The 21,449-nt window shown below is 62.8% G+C and carries 23 protein-coding genes; 15 read left to right on the forward strand and 8 right to left on the reverse strand.

From position 1 onward, the window contains the following. Positions 1-99: 99 nt before the first annotated feature. Positions 100-813 carry a 16S rRNA (uracil(1498)-N(3))-methyltransferase gene (locus tag KUW18_RS08145; RefSeq protein WP_206941361.1) on the reverse strand — a complete coding sequence of 238 codons (714 nt, stop codon included), beginning with the start codon at positions 811-813 and terminating at the stop codon, positions 100-102. Between the two features lie 121 nt (positions 814-934). Between KUW18_RS08145 and phaR the strand changes: the two genes are divergently transcribed. The 4 genes from phaR to KUW18_RS08165 all read left to right on the forward strand — a co-directional run bounded on the left by phaR (position 935) and on the right by KUW18_RS08165 (position 4,148). Beyond that, positions 935-1,396 carry a polyhydroxyalkanoate synthesis repressor PhaR gene (phaR, locus tag KUW18_RS08150; protein ID WP_206941360.1) on the forward strand — a complete coding sequence of 154 codons (462 nt, stop codon included), beginning with the start codon at positions 935-937 and terminating at the stop codon, positions 1,394-1,396. 101 nt (positions 1,397-1,497) lie between these two features. Further along, a complete protein-coding gene (purD, locus tag KUW18_RS08155; RefSeq protein ID WP_222561146.1) occupies positions 1,498-2,781 on the forward strand; it encodes a phosphoribosylamine--glycine ligase in 1,284 nt (427 codons plus the stop codon). A gap of 60 nt (positions 2,782-2,841) precedes the next feature. Continuing rightward, complete coding sequence (locus KUW18_RS08160; protein ID WP_222237629.1) at positions 2,842-3,276, forward strand: acyl-CoA thioesterase; 435 nt, start codon at positions 2,842-2,844, stop codon at positions 3,274-3,276. Beyond that, entirely contained in the window at positions 3,276-4,148 is an 873-nt protein-coding gene (locus KUW18_RS08165; RefSeq protein ID WP_206941357.1) for a phosphoribulokinase, read from the forward strand. The genes KUW18_RS08160 and KUW18_RS08165 overlap by 1 nt, the downstream gene beginning before the upstream one ends. An 18-nt stretch (positions 4,149-4,166) precedes the next feature. Here KUW18_RS08165 and KUW18_RS08170 read toward each other — a convergent pair whose 3' ends face one another. Next, positions 4,167-5,045, reverse strand: a complete 879-nt coding sequence (locus KUW18_RS08170; RefSeq protein ID WP_222561147.1) for a DMT family transporter — start codon at positions 5,043-5,045, stop codon at positions 4,167-4,169. Positions 5,046-5,249: 204 nt separating this feature from the next. On the opposite strand from KUW18_RS08170, the gene KUW18_RS08175 reads away from it, so the two are divergent. Then, positions 5,250-6,674, forward strand: coding sequence for a PLP-dependent aminotransferase family protein (locus tag KUW18_RS08175; RefSeq protein WP_206941355.1), 1,425 nt, complete (start codon positions 5,250-5,252; stop codon positions 6,672-6,674). A gap of 143 nt (positions 6,675-6,817) precedes the next feature. Here the strand turns inward: KUW18_RS08175 and KUW18_RS08180 are convergent, their stop codons facing one another. Then, entirely contained in the window at positions 6,818-8,053 is a 1,236-nt protein-coding gene (locus tag KUW18_RS08180; RefSeq protein WP_222561148.1) for a cation:proton antiporter, read from the reverse strand. A 237-nt stretch (positions 8,054-8,290) separates the two neighbouring features. On the opposite strand from KUW18_RS08180, the gene KUW18_RS08185 reads away from it, so the two are divergent. Together KUW18_RS08185 and coq7 are read left to right on the forward strand one after the other, a co-directional pair. Then, a complete protein-coding gene (locus KUW18_RS08185) occupies positions 8,291-8,632 on the forward strand; it encodes a histidine triad nucleotide-binding protein (protein WP_206941351.1) in 342 nt (113 codons plus the stop codon). A 268-nt stretch (positions 8,633-8,900) separates the two neighbouring features. Beyond that, positions 8,901-9,545: a 2-polyprenyl-3-methyl-6-methoxy-1,4-benzoquinone monooxygenase gene (gene coq7, locus KUW18_RS08190; RefSeq protein WP_206941349.1), complete on the forward strand. Its 645-nt coding sequence runs from the start codon at positions 8,901-8,903 to the stop codon at positions 9,543-9,545. A gap of 216 nt (positions 9,546-9,761) precedes the next feature. Here the strand turns inward: coq7 and KUW18_RS08195 are convergent, their stop codons facing one another. From KUW18_RS08195 to KUW18_RS08205, 3 genes are all read right to left on the reverse strand, one after another. Further along, complete coding sequence (locus KUW18_RS08195) at positions 9,762-10,181, reverse strand: OsmC family protein (protein WP_206941347.1); 420 nt, start codon at positions 10,179-10,181, stop codon at positions 9,762-9,764. Positions 10,182-10,306: 125 nt separating this feature from the next. Next, the gene (murU, locus tag KUW18_RS08200) at positions 10,307-10,990 is read right to left on the reverse strand and encodes an N-acetylmuramate alpha-1-phosphate uridylyltransferase MurU (protein WP_222561149.1); all 684 of its coding nucleotides are present in this window, start codon (positions 10,988-10,990) and stop codon (positions 10,307-10,309) included. Then, positions 10,987-12,024 (reverse strand): aminoglycoside phosphotransferase family protein, encoded by a 1,038-nt coding sequence (locus KUW18_RS08205; protein ID WP_222561150.1) that lies wholly within the window; start codon positions 12,022-12,024, stop codon positions 10,987-10,989. Before KUW18_RS08205 ends, murU begins: the two co-directional genes overlap by 4 nt. A gap of 188 nt (positions 12,025-12,212) precedes the next feature. Here KUW18_RS08205 and KUW18_RS08210 point away from each other — a divergent pair, with 188 nt between their 5' ends. From KUW18_RS08210 to KUW18_RS08245, 8 genes are all read left to right on the forward strand, one after another. After that, positions 12,213-14,675: an LPS-assembly protein LptD gene (locus tag KUW18_RS08210; protein WP_222561151.1), complete on the forward strand. Its 2,463-nt coding sequence runs from the start codon at positions 12,213-12,215 to the stop codon at positions 14,673-14,675. 84 nt (positions 14,676-14,759) lie between these two features. Then, the gene (locus KUW18_RS08215) at positions 14,760-15,401 is read left to right on the forward strand and encodes a SurA N-terminal domain-containing protein (RefSeq protein WP_206941340.1); all 642 of its coding nucleotides are present in this window, start codon (positions 14,760-14,762) and stop codon (positions 15,399-15,401) included. 78 nt (positions 15,402-15,479) lie between these two features. Beyond that, the gene (gene pdxA / locus KUW18_RS08220) at positions 15,480-16,517 is read left to right on the forward strand and encodes a 4-hydroxythreonine-4-phosphate dehydrogenase PdxA (protein ID WP_222162724.1); all 1,038 of its coding nucleotides are present in this window, start codon (positions 15,480-15,482) and stop codon (positions 16,515-16,517) included. A gap of 116 nt (positions 16,518-16,633) precedes the next feature. Continuing rightward, a complete protein-coding gene (gene rsmA / locus KUW18_RS08225; RefSeq protein WP_222561152.1) occupies positions 16,634-17,500 on the forward strand; it encodes a 16S rRNA (adenine(1518)-N(6)/adenine(1519)-N(6))-dimethyltransferase RsmA in 867 nt (288 codons plus the stop codon). Continuing rightward, positions 17,497-17,877 (forward strand): Co2+/Mg2+ efflux protein ApaG, encoded by a 381-nt coding sequence (apaG, locus tag KUW18_RS08230; RefSeq protein WP_206941334.1) that lies wholly within the window; start codon positions 17,497-17,499, stop codon positions 17,875-17,877. Before rsmA ends, apaG begins: the two co-directional genes overlap by 4 nt. Before the next feature lie 24 nt (positions 17,878-17,901). Then, on the forward strand, positions 17,902-18,720 hold the full coding sequence (locus tag KUW18_RS08235) for a symmetrical bis(5'-nucleosyl)-tetraphosphatase (RefSeq protein WP_222162725.1): 819 nt from the start codon (positions 17,902-17,904) through the stop codon (positions 18,718-18,720). A gap of 87 nt (positions 18,721-18,807) precedes the next feature. Next, a complete protein-coding gene (gene glpE / locus KUW18_RS08240; protein WP_222561153.1) occupies positions 18,808-19,140 on the forward strand; it encodes a thiosulfate sulfurtransferase GlpE in 333 nt (110 codons plus the stop codon). A 2-nt stretch (positions 19,141-19,142) separates the two neighbouring features. Further along, positions 19,143-20,312: a polynucleotide adenylyltransferase gene (locus tag KUW18_RS08245; protein WP_261396467.1), complete on the forward strand. Its 1,170-nt coding sequence runs from the start codon at positions 19,143-19,145 to the stop codon at positions 20,310-20,312. A 4-nt stretch (positions 20,313-20,316) separates the two neighbouring features. Here KUW18_RS08245 and folK read toward each other — a convergent pair whose 3' ends face one another. Then, positions 20,317-20,838 (reverse strand): 2-amino-4-hydroxy-6-hydroxymethyldihydropteridine diphosphokinase, encoded by a 522-nt coding sequence (folK, locus tag KUW18_RS08250; RefSeq protein ID WP_222162727.1) that lies wholly within the window; start codon positions 20,836-20,838, stop codon positions 20,317-20,319. Next, a complete protein-coding gene (gene folB / locus KUW18_RS08255) occupies positions 20,838-21,203 on the reverse strand; it encodes a dihydroneopterin aldolase (protein ID WP_206941327.1) in 366 nt (121 codons plus the stop codon). The genes folK and folB overlap by 1 nt, the downstream gene beginning before the upstream one ends. Positions 21,204-21,449: the final 246 nt, after the last annotated feature.

A 21,449-nucleotide genomic window follows, 5' to 3' on the forward strand; every position in this document is an offset into this window, starting at 1 on the left:
ATGGCGGCTGCCGCTGCCATGCCTGTGTGCTTTGCCAGGGTCCGTCATTCCGGCGTCAGCGGTGGTGGCTCAGGGTGTGCTCACACCTGGGCCGGCCCACTAGAACAGTCGCGCCAGCAGGGCAGTCACGGCGGTTTCCACCCTGAGGATGCGTTGTCCCAGGTGAATGCCCTCACATCCGGCGGCCAGCATTTGCTCCACCTCCCAGTCGATGAAACCACCTTCGGGGCCAATCAACAGCACCACCGGATCATCGATGCCTCGAGGGCATGCCTGCGGCATGCCTGGATGAGCCAGCAGGCCGCGCCGCCCCTCTAGCAGAGTCGGTAGCCGGTCCTCGACAAATGGACGGAAGCCGCGCGCCGTATCCACCGTGGGCATGCGAGTATCACGCGCTTGCTCCAATCCCAGCACCAGGTGCTGGTGAATCTTAGCCGGATCGAGTTCCGGCGACTGCCAGTAGCTTTTTTCCACGCGCCGGCTATGCAGCAGCGTGATGTGCTTCACCCCCAGCGCAGTGGCATGCTCTATGCTTCTTGCCAGCATGCGTGGGCGAGGCAGGGCCAGCACCAGATGCACCGGCAGCGCCTCGGGAGGTGCCTGGTCCAGGCCTGATACGTCGAAGCAAGCTTCATCTTCGTCCAACGAAAGCAGCGTTCCACGACCAAGCGGGCCATTCTCTATCCCGAGGGTCATGACGTCACCTTGCTGGGCGCGGTGAACCTGACGCAGGTGTGCCAGGCGTCTGGGATCGCGGACCCTGGCCAGCCGTGAGTCATTGACGTCGTCCTGGGTGAGAAGAATCAGGTTCATGGAGCCTCGAATGCCGGTTTGTCTTGCAAGGGCGGTGTCGCGGTGCAAAATGGATGCGAACGAAGCCGAATGACCGTGATGGCGGTCAGGTGGCTTCCCACAGAATGTAAGGAGCAGCGCCGTGCGTGTGATTCGCAAGTATGCCAATCGCCGGCTCTATGATACCGAACAGAGCCGCTATGTGACCCTCGAGGATCTGCGCAGTCTGATTCTCGAAGAAGTGCCCTTCCGTGTCGAGGACGCCAAGAGTGGCGAAGACCTGACACGTACCATTCTGTTGTCGATCATCATCGAACAGGAACAGGCTGACAGCGACGCCGAGGTCTTCTCCAATGACCTGCTGCAGCAGCTGATTCGGGTGTACGCCATGTCCCAGCCGCTGCCGCTGGCGCGCTATCTGGAACAGGGCACGCGGCTGATGATGGAACAGCAGAAGAAGATGCAGGATCAGTGGCAGCAGGCCATGCGCCATTCCCCGATGGAGCTGATGCGGGAGTTGGCGGAAGAGAATATGCGCTTCTGGCAGAACACCATCAGTCAAGGAGGTACCACCCGTTCGGATGACGACGAACGATCGTCCTGAGTCGTCCAGCGGGGGGCGGCAGTGCCGCACGTTATCGCGCGGGCCGGGCCTTTTTCTGCCATAATGCCGCCTCATTTGGTACATGATAGGTGGTTGAGCGGATGAAGGTCCTGATCATCGGCGGCGGTGGCCGCGAACACGCGCTGGCCTGGAAAGTGGCTCAGTCGGCCAGCGTTTCTGCGGTATTCGTCGCGCCAGGTAATGCGGGTACCGCCCGCGAGGCAGGCCTGACCAACGTCGATATCGGCGTGGCTGATCTTGATGGCCTGGCTGCCTTTGCCCAAGGCGAAGGCATTGATCTCACCATCGTAGGCCCCGAAGCACCGCTGGTGGAGGGCGTCGTCGATCGCTTCCGCGCGGCAGGGCTGGCGATTTTTGGTCCGACCCAGGGCGCTGCCCAGCTCGAGGGGTCGAAGTCCTTCACCAAGGACTTTCTGGCACGCCACGCCATCCCCACCGCCGCCTACAGTACCTTTACCGAGGTCGAGCCGGCCCTGACCTATCTGCGAGAGCAGGGCGCTCCTATCGTGATCAAGGCCGACGGGCTGGCGGCCGGCAAGGGCGTCATCGTGGCCATGAGCGAGGCAGAAGCCGAGGCCGCCATCCGCGATATGCTGGAAGCCAACGCCTTTGGCGACGCTGGTGCACGGGTGGTGATCGAGGAGTTTCTCGAAGGCGAGGAAGCCAGCTTTATCGTGATGGTGGATGGCGACGCCATCGTGCCCATGGCCACCAGTCAGGACCACAAGCGGGTTGGCAATGGGGATACTGGCCCCAACACTGGCGGCATGGGGGCTTACTCCCCCGCGCCGGTGGTCACCGATGAGGTCTATGCGCGCATCATGGATGAGGTCATTCGTCCTACGGTGCAAGGCATGGCCGCAGAAGGGCACCCTTACACCGGGTTCTTGTATGCAGGTCTGATGATCAGCGAAGCCGGTGAACCCAAGGTCATCGAGTACAACTGCCGTTTCGGTGATCCTGAGACACAGCCGATCATGATGCGCCTCAACAGTGACCTGGCCGAGCTGTGCCTGGCGGGTGCCACGGGACGCCTTGACGGTCATGAGTGTCAGTGGGACCCGCGTCCTGCCATTGGTGTGGTCATGGCCGCCGAGGGCTATCCGGCAGGCTACCGCAAGGGCGATGCGATTACTGGCTGTGATGAGGCCGAGGCGCTGGGGCTCAAGGTTTTCCACGCGGGTACCGCAGACAGCGACGGTCAGGTGGTAACGTCTGGCGGGCGGGTGCTGTGCGTGACGGCGCTGGGCGATGACCTTGCGGCTGCGCGCGAGCTTGCCTACCGCGGCGTGGATCGCGTCGGATTCGATGGGGCGTTCTGGCGAACCGATATTGCCCACCGCGCCATGGCTCGCCAGGGCTGATGGGGCAACATGCCCGACTCGCCCCGTGGCCAGGCCAATAACAATTTCCAAGGAGCGAGCATGGAACGTGTGAAACTCGACTTCCCCGAGCAGTCGATCGTGCATCGCCACCCGCTGACGGTGCGCATCACCGACATGAACTACGGCCAACATCTTGGCCATGATGCGGTGATTTCGCTGATGCACGAGGCCAGGGCAGCCGCCCTGGCCGAACTTGGTCTGCACGAGGGCGACCTGGGGGGCTACCCCAGCGTGGCGGCGGACTTGGCCATCCAGTATCAGGCGGAAGCCCATTGGCCGGATGCCCTGGTTATCGACACGGCGATTCCGGTGCCGGGACGCAAGGCCATCACGGTCTACCACCGGATTCGCCGAGAGCGTGACGAGCGCATTGTGGCGACCGCCCGCATCAACTTGATGGTGGTGGATCCCCAGGCGGCTCGTCCGGTGGCGGTGCCCGATGCTGTGCATGCTGCGCTGGAGAGGGTGCGCTGATGTCGAGGGAGTATCCGGTCATCGCGGTCACCGGTTCATCCGGGGCGGGTACCACGACCGTCAAGAGGACCTTTGAACGCATGTTTGCGCGCGAAGACGTGCATGCGGCCTTCGTCGACGGTGATGCCTTTCATCGCTATACCCGGCAGGAGCTGGCGCGAATCTTCCGCGAGGAGCCCGAGCGCAAGGATGAGCTGTCCCACTTTGCCGTCGAAGCCAACTTGCTCGATCGTCTGGAAACGCTGTTTCAGGAGTACGGGGATAGTGGGTCGGGTACATTCCGCCATTACATCCATGCCGAAGACAAGAAGATGATCGAGGCTGGCTATCAGGTCGGTACCTTTACCGAGTGGCAGCCGCTACCGACGGGCACCGACCTGCTGTTCTATGAAGGCCTGCATGGTGGTCTGGTGACCAGTGAGGTGGATATCGCTCGGCATGTCGACCTGCTGGTAGGCGTTGCCCCGACCATGAACCTTGAGTGGATTCAGAAGATTGATCGGGACATGCATGCTCGGGGATACACCCAGGAAGCGGTCATCGACACCATTCTTGGGCGCATGGACGACTACGTTCGCTATATTCTGCCCCAGTTCTCGCGCACCCATATCAACTTTCAGCGGGTGCCCACGGTGGATACCTCGAACCCCTTCGAGGTGCAGGACATTCCTACCGATGCCGAGTCCTTCGTGGTGATCCGCTTTCGTGATCCCGCCACGGTGGACTTTCCCTATCTGTTGGCGATGATTCAAGATGCCTTCATGAGTCGCCCTCATACCCTGGTCGTGCCTGGTTCGCGCTTGTCTCTGGCGATGGAGTTGATCCTGGGGCCACTGGTACGCCATTTGCTGGCGCAGCGTCGCTTTCGCTGAATCACCTCACCACGGCGTTCATCGTGCCGCCAGGGGGGCCGCGTAGCGCTTGGCCCCCGCGACACACAGCACCACGATGGCACAGGTGACCAGCATCATCAGGCTGATGCTTTCGTGCAGCCACCAGGCGGCTAGCCCCAGTCCCAGAAAGGGTTGCAGCAGCTGCAACTGTCCGACGGCGGCGACGCCACCCTGAGCCAGCCCTTGGTACCAGAAGACAAAGCCAATCAGCATGCTGAACAGCGACACATAGCCCATGGCCCCCCAGGCAGCGATGTCGATATTCGCAAAGGATGACGGGCGAGACAGTCCTGTCAGCGCCAGCATGACGGGAAGTGCGAGAACCAGCGCCCAGCAAATGACGCGCCAGCCAGACAGGCGTCTCGATAGACGTGCGCCTTCTGCATAGCCAAGCCCGCAGACCAGTACAGCGCCTACCATGAGCAGATCTCCCGACCCGTTGCCATAGCCATGCTGGCTCAGGGCAAACAGGGTAATGACGCCGCCGCCGCAGAGGGAAAACAGCCAGAACACCGGGCGTGGCCTATCGCCTGCGCGCAGCACACCGAACAGGGCAGTGGCCATCGGCAGCAGGCCGATGAAGACCAGAGAGTGGGCGGCGTTGACCTGTTCGAGAGCCAGCGCGGTCAACAGCGGAAACCCGACCACCACGCAGCCCGAGATCAGCGCGAGCGAGGCCAGCTCGCCGAGTGCTGGGCGACGTCCGCCGATGCAGAGCAGCAGCATCAGCGCTACCGCACCGGCGATACTAGCCCTGGCGAAGGTCAGGAACAGGGGATCGAAGGCTCCGACGGCGATGCGCGTTGCCGGCAGCGAGCCGCTGAAGATGGCCATTCCAAGAAAGCCGTAGGCCCATCCAAGGTGGGGGGAAGACATGCGTGAGGCTCCGTGCCGAAATGATCTGCTTAGGTTGGGCTGGAGCGTCGGCGGTATCGAGATACAGTTCAGTACAGTTTGGGAAAACTGTTATGGTGCGGTGACCAATACAGTGCGCCGCCGTGTCGACTGAAATGATCGCCCAGAGGATCGATCCGATGGCGTTGGTCTGCACTACTCATCTTGCTATGTCGAGGGGGAAGGATGCACCTGTCCGATATTGACCGCCGGTCGGCCGTTCCTCTGGTAGAGCAAGTGGTGGCCCTGGTGCATCGGCGGATGGCGCAGCGTCAGCTGGCTCCAGGGGCTCGACTGCCCTCGATCAGGGCATTGGCTGAGTCGCTGTCGATTTCGCGTTCTACCGTGGTCGACGCCTACGACCGTCTGGTCAGCGAGGGCGCCATTCACTCTCGTCCCGGGGCGGGATTCTTCGTGGGGGATCGTCTTCCACCACTCTCCCTGGCCGAGCTCGGTCCTCCTCGTGCCCGTGAAGTCGATCCGCTGTGGCTGACCCGGCAAGCGCTCGAAAGCGATCAGGCCCGCTGGCGGCCAGGCTGTGGCTGGCTGCCGGCAGAATGGATGCCGCATGATGATATACGGCGAGGCTTGAGGCAGTTGGCTCGCCGCTCCTGCGCCCTGCCGACGCTGACCGACTATGCTCCGCCCCAAGGCCTGGGGGCATTGCGGCAGGTGCTATCGCGCCGCCTGGCGGAGCGCGGGGTGGAGGCGTCACCACAGCAGATCATGCTGGCGGAGTCGGGCACTCAAGCGATTGACCTGCTCTGTCGTTTCTTGCTGGAGCCGGGTGACTGCGTGGTGGTGGACGATCCCTGCTACTTCAACTTTCATGCCATGCTGCGGGCCCATCGCGTCACCGTGATCGGCGTGCCCTTCACCCCGTCGGGGCCAGATCTGGTCCACCTTGGCCACGCCCTCGAGCAGCACCGACCACGTCTTTATATCACCAACTCCGGGCTGCATAACCCCACCGGCGCCGGCCTTACGCTGGCGGTGGCCCATCGCGTCCTGCGCCTGGCCGAACAGCATGATCTGTTGATCATCGAAGACGATATCTTTGCCGACTTCGACATTCAGCAGGCGCCTCGGCTGGCGGCGCTGGATGGACTGGACCGGGTGCTTCAGGTGGGCAGTTTTTCCAAGACCCTGTCGGCCTCGGTGCGCTGCGGTTACATCGCGGCACGCGGCGAGTGGATCGAAGAACTCGTGGACCTCAAGCTTGCCACCTCCTTTGGTGCCAGCGCTCTGTCTGCGGAGTTGGTGCTGCAGTTGGTCAGAGAAGGGGCGTACCGACGCCACCTCAACCTGCTCAGGGCGCGCCTGGGCGACGCCATGGGGCGAGTCAACCTGCGGCTCAGGTCGTCAGGCCTTGAGCCGTGGATCGAGCCAGCGGGTGGGATGTTTGTCTGGGCGAGCCTGCCCAGCGGGCTGCTGGCCAAGGAGGTCGCGCGGGAAGCCCTGAACGTGGGCCTGGTGCTGGCGCCTGGAGAGGTCTTCAGTGCTGATGGCAAGGCCAGTCGCTATCTTCGCTTCAACGTCGCCCAGTGTACCAGCCCCGAGGTGTTCGACCTGCTCGATAGCACCCTTGAGCGCGTCGCCGGACAGCAGTGAGTCAGACCGGCTGTCATGACCTCCGTCGCCAGCAGGCGAGATGTGTCAGGGCACCCTCTGGAGGGGGAGAGGGGATGCGTTGACGGCCGCCGCTCTCACCGCCGCTCTCACCGCCGCTCTCACCGCCACTCTCACCGCCACTCTCAATGTGGTTTCTCCGACGATGGAGAGCTCGCAGCACGTCCCCTGGCAAAGCGTTTCGCCATGGGTTGTGCGCTGACGCCATGCAGCACCACCGAGATCATCACCGTCAACACCACGCAGGCCAGGATTTCGTTGCTGCCGGGAATCGGGTACTCGGTGTAGACGTGCAAGGCGAACAGAATGCTGGCGAGTCCCCTGGGGCCGAACCAGCCGAGGAAGGTCTTTTCATAGGTCGACAGCCCCAGACCCGTCAACGACACCCAGATGGGCAGCATGCGGATGACCGTCAGGTACATCAGGGCCAGTGTCACGGTCTTCCACGAGGCGTGAGAGAACGCCAGCGGTACCATCACCGCACCAAAGATCAGGAAGGTGGCGATGGTCAGCAGTTGCCCCTCACTTTCCATGAACTCTTCGATGAAGGTGGTCTCGTGGCGCAGCAGGTTGCCGAAGGTCAGTCCACCCAGGAACACGGCGATAAACCCGTTGCCTCCCACGGACTCAGCGGTCAGGTAGGTCAGGAACGCCACCGCCAGAAACAGAATGCCCTGGTAGACCACGGTGACGGTTCCTCGATCAATGGCCGCGTCGAGCAGTCGCGCGAACCCCCAGCCGAAGAGAACGCCGACCAGGGGCCCCAGCGTCAGCTGCAGCAGGGCAAAGGTCAGCAGGTTGTCTGGCGCATGGGCGACGTCTGTCCCTGTGGCCGCTGCTGCCATCAGGGCAGATGCCAGAATGACCGGCACCGCCAGGCCATCGTTGAGCCCGCTTTCAACATTGATCGATTGCCGAATGCGCTCAGGCACGCTGGGGCTCGACACGACCGCCTGGCCCAGTGCGGCGTCAGTAGGAGTAAGGATGGCAGCGACCAGCATGGCGGTGGCCCAGGCGGCCTCGGGGGATACCCACTTTGCCATCAGGGTACCCAGCAGCACGGTCAGAGGCATGCCGATCAACAGCATGCGCAGGGGAATCGACAGATCCTTGCGCAGCGACTTCAGCTTGACCACCGATGCGTCGGCAAACAGCACAATGATCAGCGTGATCTCGGCGATCACCTGGGTCAGCTCCTGCTGGATGTGCACCGGGACCAGGTCGGGTGTCATCATTCCGAGCACCATGCCGGTGGTCATGAACACCATGGGCAGGCTGATCAGCGACGCGGAAATGCGCCGTGACAGCAGCGCGAATGTCACGAGGACCAGCAGTATCAGCAGCAAGGCGGCATGATGCATGTGCGGCGGTACTCCAAAGAAGTATCGAATGTGTAGGTTGTATCACAGCAGCAACCACGATGGGCGAGGCGCGTGCGAGCCCTGGGCGCAAAGCTCAACGTTGCACAGCAAGCGGGCTGGGAACGATCCCCATACGGCGTGGGTCAGCCGTCGATCACAGGAAGACTGACAGCGAGGATAATGCCCGGTAACCTCGGCACTCTATCTCTGTTGTCATGAGCACCCACGGAGCCCGCCATGGATTGCCTGTTCTGCAAGATCATCAATCGCGAGATTCCCGCTGATATCGTCTACGAGGATGACCAGGTTCTGGCCTTTAACGATATCGATCCGAAGGCGCCGACCCATATGCTGGTCATTCCCAAAAAGCATATCGCCACCTTGAACGACATCAGCGAGGATGACCTTGCGCTAGTGGGAAGATTGCCGTTCATCGCCTCGCGCCTGGCCAAGGAGCAGGGCTTCGCCGAAGACGGCTTCAGAGTGGTCATGAATTGCAATGAAGACGGCGGACAGACGGTCTATCATATTCATATGCACGTGATGGGCGGTCGACGCTTCACTTGGCCGGCTGGCTAGCTGGCGCTTGACGGAGACTCTTCCGGCATCTCAAGCGATCGACGCATCCGTGCATTCCATGGCGCCGTCCGGTGGGTATGACCCGGACGGCGCCGCTCGTTGCGCCGCTCGCCTTCGTGCGCGGGGCGCCGCCAATGTCTGGGCGGATAGCGCAGTGGTTTAAGTCGAGCTCAGGCTGGCGTAGAGCTCGGGCTGGCGTAGAGCTCGGGCTGGCGTAGAATAGTGCCTCAGCGACTCGACTTTCCTACCGCCGCCCAAGGATGCAGGTATGCCACGCTCTCTTTCCCCCGCTGATCGCGCCATTCATCAGTTCGATAATGTGCTGCGCACGCTGGTGCCGGGTGCGGCCCGAGCCTCACGTCCGACGCCTGCAGACAGCAGCGTTGATGACGGCGAGATGAGCCACGAAGATCGCCACCATGCGGCCGGTCTGATGCGGATCAATCACACCGGTGAAGTGTGTGCTCAGGCTCTCTATCAGGGCCAGGGTCTCACGGCCAAGCTGCCGGAGGTGCGTGGCCAGATGGAAGAGGCGGCCCAGGAAGAAATCGACCATCTTGCCTGGTGCGAGGATCGCCTGCGCGAGCTGAATGCCGATACCAGTCGGCTCAACCCGCTGTTCTACGCGGCATCTTTCGGCATGGGAGCATTGGCGGGTGCCATTGGTGATCGTGTCAGTCTCGGTTTCGTGGCCGCGACCGAGGAGCAGGTGGGCAAGCATCTGGACGAGCATCTGGAAACGTTGCCGGAGGGGGATCGTCGCTCCCGCGCTGTTCTGCGGCAGATGGCAATCGATGAAGCGCATCATGCCCAGCAGGCGCTTGAGGCAGGCGGTGCGCGCTTTCCTGGGCCGGTAAAGGCCGGTATGACCTTGATGTCCAAGGTCATGACCAAGAGCGTCTATCGCTTCTAACTCCCACCAGCACTCGCTGGGGCATTGTTTTCCGCAGCGTGTCGTGGGGTGCTATCAGGCTGTATCAGGCTGTATGCCGTGGTCGGAATGCCCCGCTTGAGGCGGGGCATTGTCGTGTTCGGCGTGCACTCTGATGCTTTGGTGCTCTAGTACCCTTCTCTATAGCTTCTCAGCAAGGCCCGTTGAGCGCTTTCGCGATAGAGAAAGTAGGCCGGATCACGACTCCACAATGCTGTACGAGTGGGTGACTTCGACGCCTCCCTTGGCCAGCATGATGGATGCGCTGCAGTACTTGTCGGCGGACAGTTCGACGGCGCGCTGCACCTGCTTTTCTTTCAGTCCCTTGCCTGTCACGGTGAAATGGACGTGAATCTTGGTGAACACCGAGGGCACGCTGTCGGCACGTTCTGCGTCGATCTCGGCCACGCAGTCTTCCACCGGTGCGCGAGATTTCTCGAGGATTTCCAGCACGTCGAATGAGGTGCAGGCTCCCATGCCCATCAACAGCATCTCCATCGGGCGCGGGCCGGTGTTGCGACCACCGTGATCGGGCGGTCCGTCGATGACCACGCTGTGGCCGCTACCGGATTCGGCCACGAACTGGCGACCGCTGGTCCATTTGACGCTGGCTTTCATGGGACTTCCTTCTGTTTTGCTGTCGGTGCGCACCGTCAAGGTGCGCAGGGAACATCATGTGTCGTCGGTTACGGCCGACCCTGTGGTTGACAACCCTATGAGTGACAACCCTCTGATTGACAACCTCAGGGTCGGCTGGAGCGGTGGCCGGAGCTCAAGCGCTGGTTGAGCGCCTCGAGGCGTTCCGGTGTGCCCACATCGACCCATTCGCCATGGTGATGGGTGCCGGCTACCCGGTCACTTGCCATGGCCTGACGAAGCAGTGGTGCCACAGGATAACAGGGCTCGGGTAGCTCGTTCACCAGTCGCGGATCGATGAGCGCGATGCCCGAATAGGTCAGACGTGGCGCTCCCGTTGCCTGTACTCTGCCGGCGGCTGTCAGGTGAAAATCCCCCTGCGGGTGATGCGGCGGATTATCGACCATCACCAGATGGGCGAGATCACCCTCTGCCAAGGACAGGGTGGCGGGGTCGATATCGCAGAAGGCATCCGCACTGATCAGCAGAAAGGGCGCCTCACCCAGCAGCGGGCGCGCCTTGGCGATGCCTCCGGCGGTTTCCAATGGCTGTGACTCATGGCTGAACGCAATCGATACGCCGTAATCGGCTCCATCGCCGAGCGCCTCCACGATCTGGTCAGCTCGGTAGCTGACATTGATCACCACATCGCGAATGCCCACGGCGGCAAGCCGCTTGAGGTGATGGCCGATCAATGGTTCGCCCGCCACGGGAAGCAGCGGTTTGGGGCAGTGGTCGGTCAGCGGGCGCATGCGCTTGCCCAAGCCCGCGGCCAGGATCATGGCTTTCATGATGCGCTTCCTTGCAGTCGGTCTGACAGCTGCGAGCGCAGCGTTCGCTGGGTCCAGGACAGGAAGTCGGCCTGGCCTTCCAGGCCTTCGAGTTCCACCAAGCTGTCCTGAAGGTGATCAAGGAAGTGCGGCAGACGCTGGAGATAGCCGTCACGCCCGTCCCTCAGGGTAAGGCGACAGAAAATGCCCAGCACCTTGAGCGAGCGTTGGGCGGCCATGGCATTGGTCCAGCGCCAGAAGGTGTCGTGGTCGACCTTGTCAGTGAGGCGGCCATCGGCGATGGCCCTGTCGCAAAAGCCGTCGCACCACTGTCGGCGTTGTGCTGCATCGAAGCGTCGATAGCGGCCATGCAGCAGTGAGATCAGGTCATAGGTGATGGGGCCCGCGAGCGCATCCTGAAAGTCGATCAGCCACAGCGCATCCGCGTGGCGCATCAGATTCATGGCATCGAAGTCTCGGTGCACCGTGACCACGGGTTGCACCAGCGCTTCGCGGATCAGGGCATGGCGCAGCGCCTGCCAGCCAGGGATGTCGGTGTCCTGCTCAAGCCATCGACCGGTACACCATTCGGGAAACAGGTCCAGTTCTCGTGCCAGGGTCGCCTCGTCATAAGGCGGTAGCCCGTCAGGCGCCAGCTGTTGCAGTCGCTCGAGCAGGGTGATGGCAGCGTCGAAGTGGCTGCGCGTGGTGGCTGAATCGGCGTGTTCGAGAGCGAGCTGCAGCGGCTCGTCGCCGAGATCTTCCAGCTCGACGAATCCTTGCTGGGGGTCGACAGCATGGATGGCTGGGGCAGGCAGTCCCGCGGAGCGCCAGCGACGGGCGATATCGACAAAGGGGGCGACGTCTTCCTGAGGCGGGGGCGCGTCCATCAGTATGCGCGTCTGGCCATCGTTCAAGGTCAGACGATAGTAGCGGCGAAAGCTGGCGTCACCGGCTGCCAGGACCAGTTGGCCTGCGCCAGGGTCGTGCGGGTGCTGGGAGTGTGCCCAATGGCGCAGTTGCTCGAGTCGGCTGGGGCATTCGGCCTGGGACATTGCTGAGAGAACTCCTGATAGCGGAAGGGCGACGGTTGGCAAAGTCGGTTGACGCTCCGTTGGCCTCACCGCATGCTGTGCATGGATCATGGGCGGCTGTGGCGCAACTCCTGCTGGAGCAGATCGGCGTTACAGGCCGGCCGCGGCCTGTATAATACCGATTCACCCCGTCGAGGACAGCGTGCAACATGGCCAAGCGATACGCATGGACGGCCCTGGCGGGCCTCGCCACCACTAGTCTGGTGTCGTCGCCCCTGTGGGCGGCTCCCCCTGATTCCCTGCCGGCAGGCCAACTGGATTGGCAGCCCTGGGGCGATGATCGTCCCGCGGGGACCGTGTGTCGAGGCTACTATGTCGAGCCAGACTACCGACTGCCTGCGCCGGCCATTGATGGTCAGGTCAACAGCGAATCCAACACCGCCAATTACGGCACGGATGGCGATACCGTGCTGGATGGCGAGGTTATCCTGCGCAAGGGCGACACCCAGCTGGAGGCCACCCGCGTCCAGGTGCCACCGGAGCGCGACCTGGCCAATGCCAGTGGTCCCCTGACCCTGCGTGACAAGGGCCTGCTGGTACGTGGAGACAGCGCCCAGGTGTCGCTGAACAGCGATCAGGCGACCATCGACTCAGCCCATTACGTGGCCCACGAGGCGCGCCTGCGCGGCGATGCCATTCAGCTGGAGCGCGTCAGCGACAACGTGTTCCGCTTGCGAGAAGCCAGCTTTACCACCTGTGAACCCGGTGACAGCACCTGGCGGCTGGTCGGTAACGACATTCTGCTGGACCGCAATCAGGGCTTTGGTACGGCCAAGCATGCCCGCCTGGAAGTCGGCGATGTGCCGGTGTTCTACTGGCCATGGGTACGCTTCCCGATCGATGAACGCCGACAGAGCGGTTTTCTCTGGCCCACCATCGGGGTGTCCGACGGCGGCGTGGACTACGCCCAGCCCTACTATCTGAACTTGGCGCCCAACTATGACGCCACCATCACCCCTCGCTGGATTCAGGACAGCGGCTTGCTGCTGGGCGGTGAGTTCCGTTACCTGTTTCCCTCGGACCAGGGTACCGTCGAGGGCGCCTACATCGGCGACGACAAGTCCGCCGGGGATGACGATTCGACCACCGAGCTCGAGAACGGGGACGAGCGCTGGTACTTCGACTACAGCCATTACGGTCGGTTCAGTTCGCGGATTCCGTATCGCTTGCGCTATGGGGCCGCCAGTGATGGCCGCTATTTCGATGACTTTGGGCGCACCTTCGGCGAAGCCGATACCAGCAACATGCCTCGCCTGGCCCAGATCGACTATCTGGGTGACACCTGGTCGCTCCAGGCCAAGGCCCAGGGCTATCAGTTGCTTGATGATCCGGTCGACGAAGGTGACAAGCCGTTCTACCGTCTGCCTAGCCTCACGGCCAACGGTCGCTGGTCCCAGGACCTTGGCTTCTATCAGGAGTGGAATTCCAACGCGACCTACTTCTGGCGTGATATCGAAGGCGATGAGAACGGCTTCTACGACTACGAGGACACGGTTCGGCGCATTCCCCTGCGCGAGGACGTCAAGGGGGCACGCCTCGACCTGACGCCTGCGGTGGGCTATCGCTTTGACCCGAGCTGGGGCTTCTTCGAGCCGCGCGTGGCCTTGCAGCACACCAGCTATGACCTCGATTACGATGACCGCATCACCGATAACACCGAGAGTCCGTCGCTGACGGCGCCGGTCACCACCATCGACGCTGGCCTGATCTTCGAACGTGATTTCGCCTTCGGTGGTGATGACTGGCGCCAGACCCTGGAGCCACGCCTGAACTACGCTTACGTGCCGGAAAGGGACCAGAGCGACTTCCCCGACTTCGACACTGAAGAGTTGTCGTTTTCATGGGGGCAGCTGTGGTCGCCTTACCGCTTCTCTGGGGGTGACCGGCTCGGTGACCTGAACCGACTGTCCTACGGCGTGGAAAGTCGCTTCCTGGAAGATCAGAGCGGCCGTGAGCGCCTCTCCATCGGTGTGGGCCAGGCAGCCTACTTCGAGGACCGCAACATCGATATGGCTGGCGACCCGGATACCTTGCCCAGAGACGAAGAGTCGTTCGACTATTACGATGCCACGCGGGACCGTTCCCCCTGGGTGACACGGATCAACTGGTCGATCAACGACAACTGGAGCACCCGCTGGCAGTGGCTGTACGACGATGAAAAGAGCCGTACCGAGAGCACCGGTCTCGGGGTGCACTATCGCGCCGATGCAGGCCACGTGCTCAACCTTGGCTACCGCTGGCAGCTGGAAGGCTTCGACAACGCGGACGATGCCGACGACATCCGTAACTACAACAGGGAAGAATACGACCTGTCGTTTGCCTACAAGGCCACGGATCGTTTCGACATCATTGGGCGAGTCCTCTACGACAACACCAATGATCGCGCCCTCGACCAGATGGCGGGTGTGCAGTGGAACGACTGCTGCTATGGTGTGCAGGTCGTCTGGCGCGAGTGGATCGAGGACGAGGACACGGCCAACAATATCGAGGATGACACCACGGATCGCGGTCTGTTCCTGCGCTTCGTGCTCAAGGGCCTGGGTGGCTTCGGTGGCGAGGCCGACACCTACTTCCAGTCAGCGGTGCCCGGCTATCGTCCTGGCCTGAACTGAGTATCTCCTGCGAACTATCCTGCGGCAGGCGGGTTCTAACACGCCTGCCGCATCGAATTTCTGAGTGAACGAGGAAGCAAGATTATGCGTAGCCGACCCCTTGCCGCCGTGGCGCTGGCCGCCTGTCTGGCGCTGACCACCGTGGCTGCCAATGCCCAGGACGGTTACCGTCAGTCGCTGGATCGCATTGTTGCTGTGGTCAATGAAGACGCCATCATGGCATCGGACCTGGACGAACGTGTCGACCAGGCCATGGCACGCCTGCGCACCAGCGACATGGCGCTGCCCCCGGAGCAGGCGCTGCGTGAGCAGATTCTCGATCGCATGATTGTCGAGGAAATCGAGGTGCAGCTGGCCGAGCGCATGAACCTGAGTGTCGACGAGACCGAGCTCAATCGCCAGGTACGCTCCGTGGCCAACCAGAATGGCGCCACACTGGAGCAGTTTGCGGATCGACTAGAGTCACAGGGCACCAGCCTTGCCCAGGTGCGTGACCAGATCCGTCGCGAGATGCTGATCATGAAGGTCCAGCAGGCTCAGGTATCCAGCCGCGTCAATATTTCCGAGGCTGAAGTCGAGCGCTTCCTGCAGCAGGAAGGCGTGGGTGCTACCCGCGACCAGGCACGTCAGGCGATTTTCCAGCGTAAGGTGGGTGATGAGCTGGAGAAGTGGATGCAGGAAATTCGCGGCGAAGCCTTCGTCGAGAAGCGCCTGAACCAGGGGTGAAGGCGCGTCAGCAGGCGGGTGTCATTGTCGTGAAGAGGCCAATGAGGTGGATGTGAAAGCGCAACAGGTGAGCGGCAAGTGAAAGCGCCTATCGTAGTCACCACCGGAGAGCCTGCGGGCATTGGCCCGGAGCTCGCGTTGATGCTGGCGGCGGCAGATGCCACTGACTGGGTCGCCATTGGCGACCCAGTGCTGTTGAGGGAGCGGGCCGAGGCGCTGGCGCTGGACATCGAGGTGGCCGTCACGGCGCCGGGTCAGCCGCATCCGGGCCCCAGGGTCGGGCGCCTGGCGGTGTGGCCGGTGGATATGAAAGCCCGCTGCATTCCCGGGGTGCTCGATCCCGCCAACGCTGACTATGTGCTGGCGACCCTGGACCTTGCGGTGACGCAGTGTCTGGCGGGCAACGCTGCCGCAATGGTCACCGCGCCCCTGCACAAGGGCGTGATCTGCGACGGCGGTCATGACGGTTTTACCGGCCACACCGAATACCTGCGCGATGCATGCGGGGTAGAGGAGGTGGTCATGATGCTGGCGACCGACCACGCCTTGCATGGACGTGTGGAGGCAGCCAGTGACACGCTCCCGACGCCCCTCAGGGTAGCCTTGGCCACGACTCACCTGCCGCTGCGAGAAGTGGCCGACGCCCTGTCCCAGGCAAGCCTCGAGCGGGTCTTGCGGATCCTGGCGCAGGACTTGACCCGTTACTTCGCGGTGAAGGCTCCGCGCATCGCCGTATGTGGCTTGAACCCCCACGCGGGAGAGGGTGGCCACCTTGGGCGTGAGGAAATAGAGGTGATCACCCCGACGCTGGAGCGGCTGCGGGCCGAAGGGTTCTGCCTCGATGGTCCGCTGCCCGCGGATACGCTGTTTACGCCTCGACACCTTGCCGGCGTCGATGCCGTGCTCGCGATGTACCACGACCAGGGTCTACCTGTCCTGAAGTATTCAGGGTTCGGTCAGGCCGCCAACATCACGCTAGGGTTGCCGCTGGCGCGCACCTCGGTCGATCACGGCACGGCTCTTGACCTGGCAGGGACCGGGCAGGCCAGCCCGCAGAGCCTGGCAGTGGCGATTAGCCTGGCCGAACAGATGGGGGCCCTGGCCCAGGCGGGCTGAACTGGCCGTTTTCCCCAGCCCGACCTTGGCCAGCCTTTGCGCTCTGGCCATCAGCGCCCTATCATCGCTCGCTATATTGATTTGGCGCTCCCCTTGGTTTCATAAAGGATTCAAGCATGTTATCCCGCCCTACGGCGCACCGGGCTCGCAAGCGCTTCGGTCAAAACTTCTTGCGTGACCATGGCGTCATTTCCCGCATCGTTCGCTCCATCGGCGCGCGCCCTGGTGAGCGCGTGGTCGAGATCGGCCCCGGTCAGGGAGCGCTGACCGAGCCATTGCTGGAGGCGACCGAAGGGCACCTGGAGGTTATCGAGCTGGACCGCGACCTGATCCCGGGCCTGCGTGTGCAGTTCTTCAATCACCCGGCGTTCGTGATCCATGAGGGCGATGCCCTCAAGATGGATTTCCAGGCGCTGCGTGGCGACGGACAGCCGCTGCGTGTTGTCGGTAACCTGCCCTACAACATATCGACTCCGCTGATTTCACACCTGCTGCGCGCTGGCTCTGCGGTCCAGGACATGCACTTCATGCTGCAGAAGGAAGTGGTGGATCGTCTGGCCGCTCCCGCCGGTGGCGGAGATCGTGGCCGACTGTCGGTGCTGGCGCAGTATTTCTGCGAGGTCGAGTCACTGTTTGTGGTTCCCCCTGAGGCGTTTGTTCCGCGGCCCAAGGTAGACTCTGCCATTGTGCGCATGACCCCGCGTCAGCAGAAGGTCGCGCCGGCCCAGGATGAGACGCTGCTGTTCGATATCGTGCGAGAGGCCTTTGGCCAGCGCCGCAAGACCCTGCGCAACAACCTCAAGGGGCGCATTGATGGCGATGCCCTGGCCGAACTTGGGATTGATCCTGGTCGCCGTCCGCAGACCCTGGAGGTGGCAGAGTTTGTCGCGATCGCCAATGCGGTGTACCAGCAGCAAGGTAATGCTTCAGCGGATCATGACACACAGGGGGATCAGGACACTGGGGAGGAGACACCCGCATGAACGAGCACCCCGACGTGCGCGTTGACGTGACACCGGCCTTTCGTGAGGACGAGTCTGCGCCGCTGGAAGATCGCTTTGTGTTCAGCTATACGGTCACGGTTCACAATCACTCAAGCGGTAATATCCAGCTCATGGCCCGGTTCTGGAAGATCACCCAGACGAGCGGGCAGGTGCAGGAAGTGCGTGGCAAGGGCGTGGTCGGCAAGCAGCCGATGATTGGTCCTGGCCAGACATTTCAGTACACCAGCAGGGCGATACTCGATGGGCCGGTAGGCTTTATGGAAGGCGCCTACACCTGCGTCGATACGGCCAGCCAGCGACCGTTCGAGGTGCCGATCTCGGTGTTCCGCCTGGCCACGCCCAACCAGATTCATTGAATGTCTGACGACAGCGGGAGACGCATGAGCCGATACGCCATTGGAGACCTGCAGGGCTGCCATCAGGAGTTTGTCGAGCTGCTGGAGGCGCTCAGCTTCGATCCGCGTCGTGATGAACTGTGGCTTGCGGGGGACCTGGTCAATCGCGGGCCCGGATCCCTGGATTGCCTGCGGGACGTCATGGCCCTCGGTTCTGCTGCCAAGGTGGTGCTGGGCAACCATGACCTGCATCTGCTGGCGGTGGCACGAGGTGGGGCTTCGCTCAAGCGCAAGGACACCCTTGACGACATTCTGGCAGTGCCCGATCGCGATACGCTGCTCGACTGGCTCCAGGCCAGGCCGCTGCTGCTGCGTGACGGAGAGGCCGTGATGACCCATGCCGGGCTACCGCCTCAGTGGTCGGTGGAGCAGGCCGAGGGGCTCGCCGGAGAGGTGTCCTGGGTGCTGACGGGAGAGCAGTCCGGCGACTTCCTGTCGCGGATGTATGGCAACCGGCCGCGACGCTTCAAGCCCCATCAGGAGGGCGTAGATCGCTACCGGGCCATCGTGAACACCCTCACCAGGATGCGTTTCATCGACGCCGAGGGGCGTCTCGATTTTGACGCCAAGGAAGGCCTGGATAGTGCCCCTGAGGGATTTTCCCCCTGGTTTCAGTATCCCCGTGACGACGATCCGTGGCTGCTGTTCGGCCATTGGGCGGCGCTCAATGGCACTGCGCCAGATCGCAGGGTGAGGGCAGAGGCCCTGGATACCGGCTGCGTCTGGGGCGGCAGCCTGACCGCGCTGGATATGGCAAGCGGAGAGCGAATCAGCGTTCCGAGCCGCCAGCAGATCACGCGATAACCGATACCAAGCCCGTTGTGCGGCATCCGCCACGCTCATGTGCGGCGTTGCCCATGGGCCTCTTGCTTTTGCCTTCTGGAGTTTTGCATGACACCGGCGACCTTCGAGCACCTCGATATCGAACGCCTTCAACAATGGCTGGATCAGGGCAGTGAGCTTTGCCTTGTCGATATTCGCGATCCGGGCAGCTTTGCCCAAGGGCATATCCCCGGTAGCCGCCACCTGGACAATGACAGCGTGGGCCCGCTTGTCGCGAAAACCGCCAAGGATACTCCGCTGGTGGTGGTGTGCTATCACGGCCATTCCAGCCAGCAGGCGGCGAGTTGGCTGGCCGCTCAGGGGTTTACCCAGGTCTATAGCCTCGACGGCGGTTTCACCCAGTGGCAGCACGTTCTGCCTGAACGCGTCAGCAAGGGCTGAACATGGCCCCTGAGATGCCGGGAAAGCACCACGGCAGCACAGACCCATGTGCCGGTCTTGAACGTTACCGGGTGGGGGGTGCGGTGCGTGACGCGCTGCTGGGATGGCCAGTCAAGGACACGGACTGGGTGGTCGTTGGCGAGACCCCAGCGTCGATGCGGGAGCGTGGTTTCACGCCGGTAGGCCGGGATTTTCCGGTGTTCCTGCATCCCCGTACCCATGAGGAGTATGCCCTTGCCCGTACCGAGCGAAAGTCCGGGCACGGATATACCGGCTTTGAGGTGCATGCAAGTCCTGATGTCACCCTGGAGGAGGACCTTGGGCGGCGCGACCTGACGATCAATGCCATGGCCGAGTCGCTCGATGGGCACCTGGTGGACCCTTTCAACGGGCGTCGCGACCTGCAGCAGCGGCGCTTGCGTCATGTCAGTCAGGCCTTCGTCGAAGATCCGCTGAGGGTGTTGCGCACAGCGCGCTTTCTCGCTCGCTACGCCGGCCTCGGGTTTGCCATTGCCGAGAGTACGCAAGCGCTGATGAAACAGCTGGCCGACAGCGGCGAGCTGGATCACCTGGTGGCTGAGCGAGTCTGGGTGGAAACCGAGAAGGCGCTGGGCGAGCCAGAGCCCCGGCGCTACTTCGAAGCGCTGGACTCATGCGGTGCACTGTCACGGCTGATGCCTGGCTTGGTGCAGCCAGGAGCGGCCGAGTTCAAGCGCGCCTGCGAGAGAATGAGCGCATTGCCCCCGGCCCTTGCGGGCCAGCCCGTATGGCGTTGGGGTCGTTTGGTGGAGGCCCTGCCGGCCGAGCAGCGTCGCCAGCTTGAACAGGCCTTGAAGGTGCCCAATCCGTATCGTGATCTGGGACACCAGCTGGCGCTGACCCGTGAGCTCAAGGCGCAGCTGGCCGACGGTGCAGGCTCAGAAGAGGCCAGCAGGATAGCCATGACCTGGTGTGACGGCATCGATGCCTGGCGGCGCAGCGAGCGAGTCGCGCCCCTGCTGTCGTTGCTGGCCATGGAGATGCCCGAGCAGGCAGCCTGGTTGGCGCGTGGGGTCGATCAGGCGCGCTCGCTTGCCCCGCGAGAGCTGCTTGATCAGGGCTTCAAAGGGGCGGAGCTGGGGCAGGAGCTGAGGCGACGTCGCCTGGCGTGCTTTCACCAGGGCGGGCGCTGATCCTTCAACGGGAGGGCAGCGGTAGCGCTTCTCCGCGCCAGTGAAACTCGACGGGCCACAGCTGTTGGCTGCCGTCGCCGAACGCTTGCCAGAGCTCCTGATACCGGCGCCCCACGACGGGATGGCGATGGTCGGGAAGCAGCTCTGCCATCGGCCACAGGACGAAGGCGTGGTGCAGGATCTCGCCGCGTGGCAGGCTCACGCCGTCGACCTCCCCGGTCAGCGAGTCGACGGTAAGAATATCGACATCAAGGGTGCGGGGGCTGAACTTTGGACTGTCCTTGCTGCGGCCGTTGGCGCTCTCCAATCGCTTGCACCAAGCTTGCAGCTCGCCGACGCTCCAGTCGCAGTGAAGGGCGACCACCAGGTTGAAGAAATTGCGGCCGTCCTCGAAGCCCACCGGTGTGCTCTCGAATACGCGGGAAACGGCCAACTGGCCAAAGGTGTCGGCCAAGGCATCCAGGCACACCGTGATGTGGTGCTCCCGTTCGATATTGCTGCCCAGGCTCAGGGTGACCAGTCGCATCAATGTCCTCCCGCTGGTGTACCACGCTCGATGCGCACGCCTACCGAGGCGGCATTGGCCACAGCGCCGGGCTTGCGCAAGGTCATTCTCAGCCAGCTGATCCCGTATTCCTGCATCAGCAGCGACGCCAGGCGCTCGGCAAAGGTTTCTACCAGCTGGAAGTCATGCTCCGAGGCGAAGACGCCAATGCGACGACTGATGGCGTCGTAGTCGAGCGTCTTGCTCAGGTCGTCATCCGCGGCCGCTGCCCGGATATCCGTCGCCAGCGTGAGATCCACTATCAGACGCTGGGTAATGGAGCGCTCCCAGTCGTAGACGCCAATGACGGTGTCCAGCTCAAGGCCTTCGATCAGCACCTGATCCATCGATGATGTTTCCCGGTCGTGGTGTCCCGGTCGTGGCCGGGAACGCAGAATGAACAAGGCGTCCAATTGTACTTGACCAGGCGGTCGCGAAACAGGCCGCAGATGGCGACAGCGAGCCCGGGCTGGCAAACTGGTCCTTCAAAGGGGGCGGCCTGCGTGGTACTTCCCTGGAGGTTTGGCCGGACGCCAATCGTCTGGCACCACCAGGACACTGTCGCGGTTCCCGGCGTCGCTGGTGCAGCGGCG

The organism is Halomonas sp. DP5Y7-2, from assembly GCF_019802025.1.
GTDB lineage: Bacteria > Pseudomonadota > Gammaproteobacteria > Pseudomonadales > Halomonadaceae > Halomonas > Halomonas litopenaei_A.

Coding starts and splice junctions, on each gene's coding strand:
- KUW18_RS08180 (WP_222561148.1), bottom strand. CDS start 8,053: ATGCATCATGCCGCCTTGCTGCTGATACTGCTGGTCCTCGTGACATTC.
- KUW18_RS08170 (WP_222561147.1), bottom strand. CDS start 5,045: ATGTCTTCCCCCCACCTTGGATGGGCCTACGGCTTTCTTGGAATGGCC.
- KUW18_RS08205 (WP_222561150.1), bottom strand. CDS start 12,024: ATGTCCCAGGCCGAATGCCCCAGCCGACTCGAGCAACTGCGCCATTGG.
- folB (WP_206941327.1), bottom strand. CDS start 21,203: ATGGATCAGGTGCTGATCGAAGGCCTTGAGCTGGACACCGTCATTGGC.
- folK (WP_222162727.1), bottom strand. CDS start 20,838: ATGCGACTGGTCACCCTGAGCCTGGGCAGCAATATCGAACGGGAGCAC.
- KUW18_RS08235 (WP_222162725.1), top strand. CDS start 17,902: ATGAGCCGATACGCCATTGGAGACCTGCAGGGCTGCCATCAGGAGTTT.
- murU (WP_222561149.1), bottom strand. CDS start 10,990: ATGAAAGCCATGATCCTGGCCGCGGGCTTGGGCAAGCGCATGCGCCCG.
- purD (WP_222561146.1), top strand. CDS start 1,498: ATGAAGGTCCTGATCATCGGCGGCGGTGGCCGCGAACACGCGCTGGCC.
- glpE (WP_222561153.1), top strand. CDS start 18,808: ATGACACCGGCGACCTTCGAGCACCTCGATATCGAACGCCTTCAACAA.
- KUW18_RS08245 (WP_261396467.1), top strand. CDS start 19,143: ATGGCCCCTGAGATGCCGGGAAAGCACCACGGCAGCACAGACCCATGT.
- KUW18_RS08145 (WP_206941361.1), bottom strand. CDS start 813: ATGAACCTGATTCTTCTCACCCAGGACGACGTCAATGACTCACGGCTG.
- KUW18_RS08160 (WP_222237629.1), top strand. CDS start 2,842: ATGGAACGTGTGAAACTCGACTTCCCCGAGCAGTCGATCGTGCATCGC.
- KUW18_RS08195 (WP_206941347.1), bottom strand. CDS start 10,181: ATGAAAGCCAGCGTCAAATGGACCAGCGGTCGCCAGTTCGTGGCCGAA.
- rsmA (WP_222561152.1), top strand. CDS start 16,634: ATGTTATCCCGCCCTACGGCGCACCGGGCTCGCAAGCGCTTCGGTCAA.
- KUW18_RS08185 (WP_206941351.1), top strand. CDS start 8,291: ATGGATTGCCTGTTCTGCAAGATCATCAATCGCGAGATTCCCGCTGAT.
- KUW18_RS08165 (WP_206941357.1), top strand. CDS start 3,276: ATGTCGAGGGAGTATCCGGTCATCGCGGTCACCGGTTCATCCGGGGCG.
- KUW18_RS08215 (WP_206941340.1), top strand. CDS start 14,760: ATGCGTAGCCGACCCCTTGCCGCCGTGGCGCTGGCCGCCTGTCTGGCG.
- apaG (WP_206941334.1), top strand. CDS start 17,497: ATGAACGAGCACCCCGACGTGCGCGTTGACGTGACACCGGCCTTTCGT.
- KUW18_RS08175 (WP_206941355.1), top strand. CDS start 5,250: ATGCACCTGTCCGATATTGACCGCCGGTCGGCCGTTCCTCTGGTAGAG.
- KUW18_RS08210 (WP_222561151.1), top strand. CDS start 12,213: ATGGCCAAGCGATACGCATGGACGGCCCTGGCGGGCCTCGCCACCACT.
- coq7 (WP_206941349.1), top strand. CDS start 8,901: ATGCCACGCTCTCTTTCCCCCGCTGATCGCGCCATTCATCAGTTCGAT.